Origin of the sequence: Carboxydocella sporoproducens DSM 16521 (genome assembly GCF_900167165.1) — a bacterium.
GTDB lineage: Bacteria > Bacillota.
In genome coordinates, this window is the sequence record NZ_FUXM01000025.1 from 21,685 (window position 1) to 35,352 (window position 13,668).

Sequence of the window (13,668 nt, forward strand, 5' to 3'; positions counted from 1 at the left end):
AGAGAGGTGAAGGGATGTTTAAAGCAGCAATGCTGTTTATTCTGGCCGGTCTGGCGGAAATCGGGGGCGGCTATCTGGTCTGGCTGGCCTTGCGGGAGCAAAAGGGCTGGTTCTATGGAATCGCCGGGGCGACTATCCTCATTCTCTACGGTATTCTCCCCACCCTGCAGGAGTTTCCTTCCTTCGGGCGGGTTTACGCCGCTTACGGTGGTGTATTTATCGCCCTTTCGCTGCTCTGGGGCTGGGGGATTGATGGCAGACAGCCCGATTTCTGGGATGGGCTGGGTGCGGCCATAGCATTGCTAGGAGCTGGTATTATCCTCTATGCACCCCGGGGTTAATCCCCCTTGTCTTTAACTAATTAAAACACTAATATATTGCAGAAGCGATGAGAATGGCGTATAATGGCAGGTGAACAGGCAGTGAAGGAGGGGGACCATGAACTATCGGTCCAAACTGGAACATCCACTGGTTGACCGGCTGTTTGACGCCATTTTGTTATTGCAAAACCGGGAGGAGTGCTATCGGTTTTTTGAGGATATCTGTACGGTGGCGGAAATCCAGGCCCTGGCCCAGCGCCTGGAGGTGGCCAGATTGCTGGAAGCCAATGCCACTTACGGGGAAATTGCGGAACAGACCGGGGCCAGCAGTGCCACTATCAGCCGGGTCAAACGGGCCCTCTATTACGGTGCTGATGGTTATAAGCTGATTTTGCGCCGTCTGGCCGAGGAGAAAGGGGAATAGAGATGGAGAAAGAAAAATTCTGGCGCATACCGGCAGGAGTGCGAGACTGGTTGCCGGGGGAAAGAGCCAGCCGCAGGCAGCTGGAGGAGGTTATGACCCGGACTTTTGCCCTCTGGGGTTATCGGGAGGTGGCCACTCCCACCCTGGAATACTGGGATAGCATCAGCCTGGGCCTAAATGATGAGGGCAGGGAAGTCATTAAGTTAATTGACCGCAATGGCGATATTCTGGCCCTGCGGCCGGACTGGACCACTCCAATTGCCCGGCTGACGGCCAGTCGCCTGGCCCAGTGGCCCTTGCCCCTGCGCCTTTTTTACAGTGGCCAGGTTTTTACCCAGGTAGAACCGCAGGTAGGGCGCTGGCGGGAGTACGGCCAGGCCGGGGTGGAGTTGATCGGCTTGCCGGGAGGCTGGGCTGATGGGGAAGTAGTGGCCCTGGCTGCTGAAAGCCTGCTGGCCGCCGGCTTAAAGGAATTTCAACTGCATCTGGGACACATGGGATTACTGCAGGGTCTGATGGCTGAACAGGGCCTGACTCCTGAACAGGAGAGGGAAGTGAAAGCCGCTGTGTCCAGAAAAGACCTGGTGCGGGCGGAACAGCTGCTGGGTCGGGGAGCGGAACTGCTGACCCTGCGGGGAGGCCGGGAGATGCTGGTGCGGGCAGAGCAACTGACCAGGGGACCGGAAGCGGCTCAGGCTCTGGCCGAGCTGGGGGAAACCATGGACTACCTGGAGGCTTATGGCCTGGCGGAACGGATTGTCCTGGACTTCAGCCTGCTCAGAGGGCTGGATTATTATACCGGTGTAATTTTTGAAGGCTTTGCCCCCGGCCTGGGCTTCTCCCTTTGCGGAGGCGGCCGTTATGATGGGCTGCTGGCCCGCTTCGGGCAGCCGTTACCTGCTACTGGCTTTGCCATAGGCTATGAACGGCTGCTCCTGGCTCTGGAACGGCAGGGAGTAAATAGACAGGGGATGGATACCGAGGTACGGTTACAGCGGAGGGAAAAGAACTGGACAGAAGTGCTGGCTGAGGCCAGAAGGCGCCGGGCAGCAGGGGAGATAGTGATAGTGGAGGGATAAACTATGCTCAAGAAAATGGCAGCCTGGTTGGCCACCAGTCAGGGCCTATCGGCAGAGGACGAGGAAGTACTCCTTTACTCCTTGACCATCCTTACCACTACCCTCGGTAATATTCTGGGCCTGGCCCTGCTGGCCTGGCTGCTGGACACCGGGTGGGAAACCATGGCAGTAACCCTGCCTGCAGTTACCCTGCGCATGTGGGCCGGAGGTGGCCATGCCACTGCCCCCTGGCGCTGCGTTATGGTAGGAACTACCGTAATGGCTCTGCTGGCCTGGCTAACCCGGACGGCCTCCTACTGGTTGGAGCCGGTTGTGCCTGTGCTGGTAATACTGGCTGCCCTAATTACCTGGCGTTATGCTCCGGCGCCGGCCCCCAATAAGCCGCTGAGCAGCCGGCAACAGGCGGATAAACTGCGTCGACGGGCTTTGATTACCCTGACCTTCTGGGCGATTATCATCTTCTTGTTCTGGTTGCTGGCAGTACCGGCCTGGTTGACAGCAGGGATGGCTTTAGGTCTGTTCTGGCAGGGGTTAACGGTAGTGCCTCCTGTTTATCACTGGCTGGGCAAATATTTTTAGATACCAGCAGGATTTTTGCTATATTTTGTCGAAAATGCATCTAGAGAGTATAAATAGCGACAGCCCGGCCCCTGTTTCGAGGAGGCGATGGACCCATGTTGAAGCGGATCTTGAGCGGGTTGGTTAATGTGCTCTTGTTGCTGGCACAGGCTAATGTGGATATAACCAGTAGTCTGTTTGTCTATGAACCCGAAGTGCCGAAAAAATTGAGGAAATAGGGCGGGTTTCTTGGGCTGTCGCTATTTTAAAAATAAACAAGAAGAGGGAGAAAATGCAGTTACAGGTTTTGTTACTATCCTGGTGGCCGGCCATGGCAGCCTATTTGTTATTGTTTACTACCTTGCTGGGCAAGCGGGGAACATTGCTACAGGTACTGGGGTTGGGCCTGGTGCTGGCGCTGGCAGATGGTGTTGTTGCTGCCCTGGTTAAACAGGCGGGCCTTCCTTATGGTTTGCATATTCCTGTTTCTTTGGCCTTGATGGCTTTAGGGGGCAGCATTGTTTGGAGGCGTATCTGGTTTAGCCTGGTTGTGGCAATATTAAGCTATCTAACCATGATAGTTATTGACATTTTTACCGGAATACTGGTTGTAAAAATCTTAAATCAACAAAATTTTTTACAAAAAGCTTTAAATGACTGGCGTTTAATGATTTTAGTTGGTCAGTTACAAATGATTCCTGTTTATCTGGCTGCCTGGTGGACCGGACGCCGACGGATAGTCTGGTTCGACCTGTACCAGCGCAGGATTCGTGGATAAAAGGATGGGGAGAAATGCCTTCCAGACAAATCAGCCGCAAAGTGGCTTTTTTAATCGCTAATATCCTCTTGCAAGGTTGGCTTTTCTTATTGCTGGTAACTTTACAGCTATTTTGGCGATACGAGACTCGCTGGAGTTCGGTGCTGAGAAGTGATAGCTTGCTCATCACCATCGGACTCCTGGGGGTCTTTTGCGCTATTTTGGGGGTATTCATGGTCAGGGAAATCATCCGTATGGCTGATGTGGAAGAAGAAGCTAGGCTGCAGGCTCTGCAACTGGAAGAGGCCAAAGAGTTTAATGCTACTTTAAGTGCTTATCGTCACGATTTCCTCAATCACCTCCAGGTCATCGGGGGCTTGATTCAACTGGGCAAGCCTCAGGATGCATACGAATACCTGGCGGAAATCACTGCCCAGTTGATCGGGGCCAATAAAAACCGGCTGGTCAGTCAGCCGGAGGTAGAAGCCCTGTTGTGGAAGAAGAAGGCACTGGCCGAGGAAAAAGGGATACGGTTACAGTTCAATATCCGCTCCAATCTGGGTCAGGCGGAAATCAGCGGTCTGGATCTGGCCCGCATCCTGGGCAATCTGCTGGATAATGCCATTTATGCTGTCAAGGATTTGTTGCCCCGGGACCGGATAGTTACTGTAAGCATCGAGGAACTGGAAGAAGGCTTTCGCCTGGCGGTACATAACTGGGGGCCCCCTATCCCCGTCAAACTGCAAAGACTAATCTTTGAGCGGGGTTTCACTACCAAAGGGGCTGAAGGCAATGGTCTGGGACTGGATATAGTAGCCACTCTGGTTCAGAAGAATCGCGGAAAAATCAACCTGGTCAGCACCGAAGCGGAGGGAACCACTTTTACTGTCTGGTTGCCCCGCCGGGACGGGAATCTGGCGGTTACCATTTGGGCTGGACCGGGCTTATGGCTCTAGCGCCTGATGCAAATCCGGCGCTTATTTTTTTATTGACTTTTTCTCCATTACCATGATAGTATATTAGTAAATCATCACTTTAACTAACTAAAGAGGAGAAGGGCTATGTTCAGTAAAAATAACGATTTCTTAACCGTTGCCCTGCCCAAGGGGGCTTTGTTTGCGGAGGCGGTGGAGTTGCTGGGCCGCTGTGGCTTAAATACAGACCAGTTGCTGGGGGACAGCCGCAAGCTCTTTTTTACTGATGCGGAACAGGAAGTTAATTACCTCATTTGCCGGCCCACGGATATTCCTACCTTTGTGGAATACGGAGCAGCGGATCTGGGGATAGTGGGGAAAGATACCATTGCCGAACAGGGCAAGGATGTTTATGAGTTGCTGGATTTGAAATTCGGTTTTTGCCGTTTTGTGGTAGCGGCTCCTAAGGCGCTCACTCCCATAACCGATTGGTCGCAATGGGCGGCAGCCCGGGTAGCCACCAAGTTTCCCCGGGTGGCGGAACAGTTTTTCCAGAGCAAAGGTTTGCAGATGGAAATTATCAAGCTGCATGGCAATATCGAGCTGGCTCCCCTGGTGGGGCTGGCGGACTTGATTGTGGATCTGGTTTCTACCGGTCGTACTTTGCGGGAAAACAATCTGGCGGAAGTGGAGGAGATTTTTCCGGTTACCGCTCGCCTGATTGCCAACCGGGTCAATCTGCGCATCAAGGATAGGCGGATCGGGCCGTTACTGGAAAAGCTGAAATTCCATACCAGCCAGCGGCACAGTGATTGTTGAGGAGGGACGAAGATGGTGTTCAGGATTTTGCAAGCCGGTTCGGTAGAGGCAGAACGGCTGTTAATGAAGGAATATGGCGATCTGGCCTGTTATGAACAGGCAGTCAGGGAGATCCTGGCGGAAGTCAAATGTCGAGGAGATGAGGCGGTACTGGCCTACACGGCCCGCTTTGACGGGGTAGAGCTAACAGCAGCCACCATGCGCGTATCCGAGGCAGAGGTAGCTGAGGCTTATACCCGGGTGGATGAGGAGTTTCTGGCGGCCCTGCGCCTGGCCCGGGATAATATTAGTGCCTTTCACCAGAAACAGCTGCCCAAATCCTGGGCAGAACCAGACCAAAAGGGGAATGTGCTGGGCCAGCTGGTAAGGCCCCTGGAGCGGGTAGGAATTTATGTCCCGGGGGGGACTGCCGATTATCCCTCCTCAGTGCTAATGAATGCCATTCCTGCCCGGGTAGCAGGGGTAAAGGAGATTGTTATGGTGGCTCCACCCAGGCGGGATGGACGTTTGAGTCCCTATACCCTGGTGGCGGCCCGGGAGGCAGGAGTGACGGAAATCTATAAAATCGGGGGAGCGCAGGCTATCGCTGCCCTGGCCTTTGGCACCGAAACCATCCGGAAGGTGGACCTGATTACCGGTCCGGGCAATATCTATGTTACCCTGGCCAAGAAGGAAGTCTATGGCCGGGTCAATATCGACATGCTGGCCGGGCCCAGTGAAATCCTGATTATCGCTGATGAGACTGCCAATCCTCGTTATCTGGCAGCTGACCTTCTATCCCAGGCTGAACATGATGTGCTGGCTTCCTCAGTGTTGCTCACCCCCAGCCGGGAGCTGGCAGAAGCGGTAGCTGGGGAAGTGGAAAAACAGCTGCAGGCCCTGGAGAGACGGGAAATAGCGGCTAAAAGTCTGGTGTCTTACGGTGGGGCAATTATCACTGCTGATCTGGAGGAAGCGGTAGCACTGGCTAACCGCTATGCTCCTGAACACCTGGAATTGCAAGTGCAGGACCCCTGGCAATGGCTGGGCCTTATTCAGCATGCCGGTGCCATTTTTCTCGGACCCTATACACCGGAACCGGTAGGGGACTATCTGGCCGGGCCCAACCATGTGCTGCCGACTGGTGGTACCGCCCGTTTCTATTCCGCCCTTAATGTGGAGACATTTATGAAGAAAACCAGCCTCCTTTCCTATACCGCCCGGGGTTTGAAAGCAGAAGGAGAGGCCATTGTCAAACTGGCTAATACAGAAGGATTGACCGCCCATGCCAGGGCAGTAGCGGTACGCCTGGAAGACCTGACAGAGGAGGGAGAGCAGTGATTGAGGCGCGCGCCTGGCTACAGGCCCTTAAACCTTATGATCCCCACGAATTACCCTGGCGGGTGAAACTGGATGCCAATGAAAACCCCCATCCGTTTCCGGCACCGGTGCTGGCCGAAATGCTGGCGACTTTGTCGACCGGTCTGTTTCAGCGCTATCCTGACGCTACTGCCAGTCAGCTGCGGGTTGAGCTGGCGGCCTACTGTGGGGTAGAAGCTGACCAGATTCTGCTGGGCAATGGCTCGGATGAAATCCTGCATCTGGTCTGCCAGGCTTATGTTGGACCCGGGCGCCAGGCGGTTTATGGTGGACCCAGTTTTGCCATGTATGCCATCAATACTCTGGCTACTGGTGGTACCCCGGTTGAAGTGCCGCTGGATGAGGAATTCAACCTGGAACTGGCGCCTTTACTGGAACAGGCACAGCAGCCAGCTACCGGGGCAGTCTTTATCTGTACCCCTAATAACCCTACCGGCAACCTGGTGGGAAGAGATGAGATCATTCAGGTGCTGGAAAGGACCGAGGCCCTGGTGGTAGTGGATGAGGCCTACTACGAATTCTGCGGGCAAACGGTAGTGGATTTGCTGCCCCGTTACCCCCAGCTCCTGATTCTCCGTACCTTTTCCAAAGCCTTTGGCCTGGCGGGACTGAGGGTGGGCTATGCCCTGGGTAACCGGGAGCTAATCAGGGAACTGCATAAAGTGCGCCAGCCCTATAATCTCAATGCCTTTAGCCAGCTGGCAGCATTGACGGCATTACGCCACCGGGAGCTGTTTGTCCAGCAAATAGAGACTATCTTAAAGGATAAAGAGGAACTGAGCCGGGAGCTGGCAGAGATAGCGGGGGTGAAAAAAGTTTGGCCCAGTGCCGCCAATTTCCTGCTGGTGGAATTTGACCGGCCAGCGCAAGCAGTAGCTGCTGCTTTGGCTGAACGGGGGATACTGGTGCGTTTTCTGGGCCATCCCCGTTTGACTAATTGTCTGCGAATTACTGTGGGTACAATGGAGGAAAACCGCCTGCTGATGGCGAATGTAAAAGAGGTGCTGGCAAAATGAACCGAACCATAGCGGTGGAGAGGACAACCAGGGAAACCCGGGTGAAGGTGGTACTGGAACTGGACCAGATACGTCCGCCCCGGATCGAGACCGGGGTCGGGTTTTTCGATCATCTTCTGACCCAGATCGGACAGCATGGGCTCTTCGGGCTGACAGTGGAAGCCAGTGGGGACTTGCAGATTGATGCCCATCATACTGTGGAAGATGTGGGCATCACCCTGGGACAGGCCCTGGTACGCGCACTGGGGGATAAAGCGGGAATTAACCGCTTTGGGGAGGCGACAGTGCCGCTGGATGATGCCCTGGTCCAGGTAGTAGTGGACTTGAGTGGCCGGCCTTACCTCAATTTCGACCTGACCTTTCCCCGGGCCCAGGTAGGCAATTTTGACCTGGAACTGGTGGAGGAATTCTGCCGGGCCCTGGTTAACCACGGGGGCTTGAACCTGCATGTGCGCGGTCTGGCGGGGCACAATTGCCACCACCTGGCCGAGGCCTGTTTCAAGGCTCTGGGGAGGGCTCTGGGTCAGGCGACTATGGTAAATCCCCGCATTCCGGGGGTTTTGTCCAGCAAGGGTGTATTATGATGGGGGTAGGAAAATGACCGTCGGTATAATCGATTACGGTGCCGGCAATTTGCGCAGTGTGGTGCGGGCTTGTCAGGCTGCCGGATTGGAAACGATAATTCTGGCTGAACCGGGAGAGATGGTGGCCGTCAGGGCCCTGATTTTACCCGGGGTTGGCCACTTTGGCTATGGCATGGAAAGGCTCAGCGGGGGTGGCTGGGTGGAGCCCTTAAAGGAACTGGTTGCCATGGGCAAGCCGCTTTTAGGGATCTGCCTGGGTATGCAGCTTCTGTTTGAAAGCAGTGAAGAAAGCCCCGAACAGCCGGGACTGGGTTTGTTGCCCGGACGGGTGGTGCGTTTTCGGGGAGAACTGAAGGTGCCCCATATGGGCTGGAATCAGCTGGAGTTTACCGCTAACCCCTGGGGGCAACAGCTGTTTCAGGGGCTGGCGACAGGGACCTATTGTTATTTTGTCCATTCCTATTATGTGGAAGCAGCACAGGCAGAAACGGTAGCTGCCTGGTCTGAGTATGGTCGTCCTTTTGCGGCGGCGGTGGCAGCTCCCGGATTATGGGGGGTACAATTCCATCCGGAAAAGAGCAGCCGGGATGGATTGCGGATACTAAAAAATTTCGGGGAGTTGATTTACGGTGCTGATTATTCCGGCCATTGATTTGCGGGAAGGCAAGTGTGTCAGGCTAGTGGAGGGAAAGGTGGAAAATGAGACCATCTATTCCCATGATCCCGTGGCAGTTGCTCTGGGCTGGCAGGAGCTGGGGGCTAGAATGCTGCATCTGGTCGATCTGGATGGAGCTTTTACCGGCAAACCCTATAACCGGACCTGTATTGAAGCCATTGTCAGGGAAGTGAAAATCCCTGTTCAGCTGGGTGGTGGTATTCGCAGCCTGGAGACCATCGAGGAGTTGCTGAACCTGGGAGTGAATCGGGTGATCCTGGGTACGGTGGCCATTAACCAGCCTGCCCTGGTGCGGGAAGCCATCCAGCGCTTTGGGGAGGAGGCCATTGTGGTGGGAATAGATGCCAAAGATGGCCTGGTTGCCATTGAAGGCTGGGAAGCAACGGTGGAAAAAACGGTCGGTCAACTGGCCCGGGAGATGGTGGAGATCGGGGTCAAACGGGTGGTCTTTACCGATGTGCGGCGGGACGGCACTCTGAAAGGTCCTAATCTGGACAGCATTGCTGCCCTGGCCCGGGAAAGTGGACTGAGGGTGATCGCTTCCGGTGGGGTGGCCACTCTGGCAGACCTGCAGGCTCTGAAGGAACTGGAAAGTCTGGGGGTTGAAGCAGTTATCGTGGGTAAAGCCCTTTATGCGGGAACGGTCAACCTCAGTGAAGCATTGGAGGTTTGTGGCTGATGTTAGCCAAACGCATTATTCCCTGCCTGGATGTGGATGGGGGACGGGTGGTCAAGGGCACCAATTTTATCAATTTGCGGGATGCCGGTGACCCGGTGGAACTGGCCCGCTTTTATGACCAGGCCGGGGCCGATGAACTGGTTTTTCTGGACATATCTGCCTCCCATGAGGGGCGGCAGACCATGCTGGAGGTAGTGCGGCGAACGGCGGAAGAGGTGTTTATTCCCTTTACTGTCGGGGGAGGTATCCGCACCGTTGATGATATGCGCCAGATGTTGCTGGCCGGAGCGGACAAGGTTTCGGTCAATACGGCTGCCATCAAAAATCCGGCGCTGGTAGCAGAAGGAGCGCAGCAGTTTGGCAGCCAGTGCATTGTAGTGGCCATTGACGCCCGGCGTCGTCAGCATGGGGATGGCTGGGAAGTTTTTATTCATGGTGGTCGCACTCCCACCGGGCTGGATGCAGTGGCCTGGGCCCAGGAGGTAGAGCGTCTGGGGGCAGGCGAAATTTTGCTCACCAGTATGGACCGCGATGGCACCAAGGATGGCTATGACCTGGAGCTGACCCGGGCCATTGCCCGGACAGTGCGCATACCGGTGATTGCCTCCGGGGGGGCCGGGACGTTAGCACACCTTCTGGATGGGGTGACAAAAGGTGAAGCTGACGCTGTACTGGCTGCTTCCATTTTCCACTTTGGCACTTATACTATCAGGGAAGTCAAGGAATATCTGCGGCAGCAAGGGGTGAAGGTGAGGATATGAAACAAAAGGGAATCCAGGACTTGCAGTTTGGCCCCGATGGCCTGCTGCCGGCTATTGTTCAGGATGTGCATACCAGGGAAGTGCTGATGCTGGCTTATATGAACCGGCAGGCTCTGGAACGGACCCTGGCCACAGGGCGTACCTGGTTCTGGAGTCGCAGTCGCCAGCAGTTATGGAATAAAGGGGAAACCTCCGGCCACTACCAGCTGGTACGGGAAATCGCTTATGACTGTGATGCCGATGCCCTTCTTATCAAGGTGGAACAGGTGGGGGTAGCCTGTCATACCGGGGAATATTCCTGTTTTCACAATCGCCTCAGTTTTGGGGAGAGAGAAGAGCAAGAAAGCCTGGCGGGCAGTGAAATTCTGGTGGAACTCTGGCGAGTAATCAAGGAGCGGCAAGAGACCAGGCCGGAGGGCTCTTATACTGCCAAACTTTTCAATCAGGGGCTGGATAAGATCCTGAAAAAAGTGGGAGAAGAGGCGGCCGAGGTAATTATCGCTGCCAAAAACCGTCAGCCCGAGGAAGTGGCCTGGGAAGCTGCTGACCTGATTTATCACCTCTGGGTACTGCTGGCGGAACAGGGCATGGAACCGGCCCGGGTCTACCGGGAGCTGGCCAAACGGAGATGAATTTATCAGGGTGTCTATCAATAGTGTATAAATGATAGACACCCTTTTCGATTTGTCTATAATATACTGACTTAAATCTGATGGCAGGAAATAGACAAAAATTGACGAATATTTGTAATCAAAAATTTAATTGCTTATAAGCGGAGGCGAGAAGATGAAGGCCAGGTTCTGGAATTTTCGTGCTAAATTATTGTTTATGTTTGCGGCTCTGATTATCATTCCGCTGGTAGTGGCCGGGGTACATGCCCGGCAAAATGCCCAGGCGGGTATTGAAAACCAGACGCGCAAGGGGATTAACGCTCTGGTGGATTCCCTGGCCCGGGAGACCGATAACCATATCCGGGCTTCGGAGAAAATCGTGGAAACCCTGGCTGTTCTGCCGGCTTTGGAGAGCAAGGATTTTGCCGCCCAGCGAGCGATTTTTTCCCAGGTGATTAAAAATAATCCCCAGTTTATGTTTATTTATGCCGGATACCTGGATCAGCCTGGTTTGCCCAGTATCACTCCGACTACAAATCTGCCGGCAGACTATGATGCCCGGCAACGCCCCTGGTTTCAGCAAGCCATCAAGAGTGATAAAATCGAAATCACCGACGTTTACAATGATGCTTCTACAGGGTTGCCGATTGTAACTGTAGCGAAAGCCATCAAAGATAAAAACGGTAAAGCTATCGGGGTACTGGCTGCTGACATCGATCTGGGCAGCCTCAGTGACATGGTTTCCAAGATGAAACTGGGCAAAAGCGGTTATGGCTATATTGTGGACAGAAAGGGGATTGTAATTGCCCACCCGGACCGGGAACTGGTCAGAAAACAAACCAATTTAGGAGAGCAATTGCCTTTCATTAAAAAGGCTCTGGCCGGGGAAGAGGGCTTTACCACTTATACCTTCCAGGGGGTAGAAAAAGTCGCCGGTTACAAGCCCCTGCAGCGCCTGGGTTGGGGTATATTTGTACAGGAGCCGACAGCAGAGGCTTTTGTTGAGCTGGAACACCTGAATACAGCTATTCTCTGGACGACTGTTATCGCAATTCTGGTTGCGATGCTGGTGGGCACCATCTTTGCCCATGGGGTAGCCAAACAGGTGCGCCATCTGGCGGCTGTGGCTGATCAGGTCGCCAGAGGAGATCTGACGGCTGCAGTACAGGGCAAAGGATCCGATGAGCTGGGGTTACTGGCCCAGGGCTTTAACGCCATGCTGGAAAATATGCGCCAGGTTATTACTGAGGTCTTCAATACTTCCAATGCTGTGAATGGCGCCAGTCAGGAATTGACTGCCAGTGCTCAGCAGGCTGCGGTGACTACTGAGGAAATCATGAATGCCATTAATGAAACCATCCGGGTGGTGGAAGAAGGCGCCAGACTGCAGAGCAGTTCTGTACAGACCGCGGAAACAGCCATGCGGGAGTTGAGTCAGGCAATTGCCCAAATCGCCGCCGGGGCCCAGGAGCAAGCAGTGAACGTAACCAGAGGTGCAGAAATGGTTAACCGTATGGCCACAGGAATTGCTGAAATCGGAGAGCGCATGCAACTGGTGGAGGAGGCGGCTCGTCTTAACCGGGAAAAGGCGGAAGCCGGTGGCCAGGTAGTAGCGGAAACCGTTCAAGGTATGGAAGAAATTCGCCGGGTAGTATTTGCAGCAGCGGAAGATATTAAGCAGCTGGGGGCGCACTCCAAACAGATTGGGGAAATTGTCCAGGTTATCGATGATATTGCTGAACAGACTAACTTGCTGGCTCTTAATGCGGCTATTGAGGCTGCACGGGCCGGGGAACATGGCAAAGGCTTTGCGGTAGTAGCCGATGAAGTGCGCAAACTGGCAGAACGATCCAGCCGTTCCACCCAGGAAATCCGGCAATTGATCCAGACTATCCAGAAAGCCACCGAACAGGCGGTTGCGGCGATGGCAACGGGTACCACTCAGGTAGAACAGGGAGTTAGCAAAGCCCATGCGGCCGGTTCCGCTTTACAGGAAATCGTGGAAATCGCCCGCAAGGCAGGGGACGAGCTCCAGGCCATTGCTGCTGCCATTCAAAATGTGCAGCAGCAAAGCCGGGATGTGGTGCAGGCAATTGACAATATCGCTGCTATCACTGAGGAAAATACTGCCGCTACGGAGGAAATGGCTGCTGGCAGTGACAACGTCCTGCTCACTATTGAAAATATCGCCCGGGCTACTGATGATAGCGCCAATGCGGTCAAGAATGTCAGTCACAGTACTCACGAGCTCAAGGCCATTGCCCAGCAGGTAGCAGCTGCGGCCCAAAATCTCTCCGGACTGGCGCAAAACCTGCAGCAGATGGTTAATCGTTTCAGGGTATAAAAACGAAAAGGGGTTAGCCCCTTTTTCTTTTTGTTTAAAAACTTGCCTTTATACAAACAGCAGTCTCCTCAGATTTTAGATGCCCTCAGGCAGGTTGCGATGATCCAATCTACAGAAGCGTCTAATAGTATTGAAGGCATCAGGATCAAAAGGCGTTATTCAACAACTTCATCGAGATCTTTATAAATTCTCGTCAATCCCGGGTGGAAGATGGAAGGCAACGGATAATTCAATTGTAGAAAACAGGCCAGATGGTAGCAAACTTACCTGTTTTCAACCTGTATCGGCATTCATGACTCCTTTGGCTATGGAGGAACTCTGTCAGGCATTCAATCTGGAAGTAGCGAAAGCAGAAATTGAACCTTTAGTACTTACTGCTTCGTTCATTTTGGACTTCCTATGTATTCATCCATTTAATGCTTTTTGCGATGTACCCTTTTTCAGAATGAAAATTGCTAAAAATATTATAAATAATTTTTTTAAACATTATCATTCAGTTCTTTAGCAAGGATAATGGTATCTCTCTTTTTTTAAATCCTAAAAAAGGGCGCACTAATCCCACTAGCCCTAAAATGACTTCTTAATCATCCGGCCTGTAACTTTTTGCCCATATTAGAGATGCTTTTCTTCTCCTTTTTAAGCTACCAGGCTCCGCATCTTCTCTGCCTGATTTTCCCGAATTCGCCCTATCGCCATTGCTAGCATAACACATAGGGCCAGTCCGCACCGCAGCTTCATTTTGGCCATGCCCCGAATGGTATGCTGTT

At 53.6% G+C, this 13,668-nt stretch carries 17 protein-coding genes; all 17 read left to right on the forward strand.

The window, feature by feature from the left end:
- Positions 1–14: 14 nt before the first annotated feature.
- The 17 genes from B5D20_RS09360 (at position 15) to B5D20_RS09440 (ending at position 13,406) form a co-directional block, all read left to right on the forward strand.
- Positions 15–341 carry a YnfA family protein gene (locus B5D20_RS09360; RefSeq protein ID WP_078665976.1) on the forward strand — a complete coding sequence of 109 codons (327 nt, stop codon included), beginning with the start codon at positions 15–17 and terminating at the stop codon, positions 339–341.
- A gap of 97 nt (positions 342–438) precedes the next feature.
- Positions 439–744, forward strand: coding sequence for a YerC/YecD family TrpR-related protein (locus B5D20_RS09365; protein WP_078665977.1), 306 nt, complete (start codon positions 439–441; stop codon positions 742–744).
- 2 nt (positions 745–746) lie between these two features.
- Complete coding sequence (hisZ, locus tag B5D20_RS09370) at positions 747–1,823, forward strand: ATP phosphoribosyltransferase regulatory subunit (protein WP_078665978.1); 1,077 nt, start codon at positions 747–749, stop codon at positions 1,821–1,823.
- A 3-nt stretch (positions 1,824–1,826) separates the two neighbouring features.
- Complete coding sequence (locus B5D20_RS09375; protein WP_078665979.1) at positions 1,827–2,402, forward strand: accessory gene regulator ArgB-like protein; 576 nt, start codon at positions 1,827–1,829, stop codon at positions 2,400–2,402.
- A 95-nt stretch (positions 2,403–2,497) separates the two neighbouring features.
- A complete protein-coding gene (locus B5D20_RS09380; RefSeq protein WP_078665980.1) occupies positions 2,498–2,620 on the forward strand; it encodes a cyclic lactone autoinducer peptide in 123 nt (40 codons plus the stop codon).
- A 53-nt stretch (positions 2,621–2,673) separates the two neighbouring features.
- Positions 2,674–3,159, forward strand: a complete 486-nt coding sequence (locus tag B5D20_RS09385; protein ID WP_078665981.1) for a hypothetical protein — start codon at positions 2,674–2,676, stop codon at positions 3,157–3,159.
- Between the two features lie 14 nt (positions 3,160–3,173).
- On the forward strand, positions 3,174–4,094 hold the full coding sequence (locus B5D20_RS09390) for a sensor histidine kinase (protein WP_078665982.1): 921 nt from the start codon (positions 3,174–3,176) through the stop codon (positions 4,092–4,094).
- 105 nt (positions 4,095–4,199) lie between these two features.
- A complete protein-coding gene (gene hisG / locus B5D20_RS09395) occupies positions 4,200–4,871 on the forward strand; it encodes an ATP phosphoribosyltransferase (RefSeq protein ID WP_078665983.1) in 672 nt (223 codons plus the stop codon).
- 12 nt (positions 4,872–4,883) lie between these two features.
- Positions 4,884–6,191: a histidinol dehydrogenase gene (gene hisD / locus B5D20_RS09400; RefSeq protein WP_078665984.1), complete on the forward strand. Its 1,308-nt coding sequence runs from the start codon at positions 4,884–4,886 to the stop codon at positions 6,189–6,191.
- Complete coding sequence (gene hisC / locus B5D20_RS09405) at positions 6,188–7,246, forward strand: histidinol-phosphate transaminase (RefSeq protein ID WP_159071769.1); 1,059 nt, start codon at positions 6,188–6,190, stop codon at positions 7,244–7,246. Before hisD ends, hisC begins: the two co-directional genes overlap by 4 nt.
- Entirely contained in the window at positions 7,243–7,830 is a 588-nt protein-coding gene (gene hisB, locus B5D20_RS09410; RefSeq protein ID WP_078665986.1) for an imidazoleglycerol-phosphate dehydratase HisB, read from the forward strand. Before hisC ends, hisB begins: the two co-directional genes overlap by 4 nt.
- Positions 7,831–7,843: 13 nt before the next feature.
- On the forward strand, positions 7,844–8,482 hold the full coding sequence (gene hisH / locus B5D20_RS09415; RefSeq protein ID WP_078665992.1) for an imidazole glycerol phosphate synthase subunit HisH: 639 nt from the start codon (positions 7,844–7,846) through the stop codon (positions 8,480–8,482).
- Entirely contained in the window at positions 8,460–9,185 is a 726-nt protein-coding gene (hisA, locus tag B5D20_RS09420) for a 1-(5-phosphoribosyl)-5-[(5-phosphoribosylamino)methylideneamino]imidazole-4-carboxamide isomerase (RefSeq protein WP_078665987.1), read from the forward strand. The genes hisH and hisA overlap by 23 nt, the downstream gene beginning before the upstream one ends.
- On the forward strand, positions 9,185–9,946 hold the full coding sequence (gene hisF / locus B5D20_RS09425) for an imidazole glycerol phosphate synthase subunit HisF (protein WP_078665988.1): 762 nt from the start codon (positions 9,185–9,187) through the stop codon (positions 9,944–9,946). The genes hisA and hisF overlap by 1 nt, the downstream gene beginning before the upstream one ends.
- Entirely contained in the window at positions 9,943–10,578 is a 636-nt protein-coding gene (hisIE, locus tag B5D20_RS09430) for a bifunctional phosphoribosyl-AMP cyclohydrolase/phosphoribosyl-ATP diphosphatase HisIE (RefSeq protein WP_078665989.1), read from the forward strand. Before hisF ends, hisIE begins: the two co-directional genes overlap by 4 nt.
- 154 nt (positions 10,579–10,732) lie before the next feature.
- Entirely contained in the window at positions 10,733–12,901 is a 2,169-nt protein-coding gene (locus B5D20_RS09435; RefSeq protein ID WP_078665990.1) for a methyl-accepting chemotaxis protein, read from the forward strand.
- Positions 12,902–13,031: 130 nt separating this feature from the next.
- Positions 13,032–13,406: a Fic family protein gene (locus B5D20_RS09440; protein WP_242952061.1), complete on the forward strand. Its 375-nt coding sequence runs from the start codon at positions 13,032–13,034 to the stop codon at positions 13,404–13,406.
- Positions 13,407–13,668 lie beyond the last annotated feature (262 nt).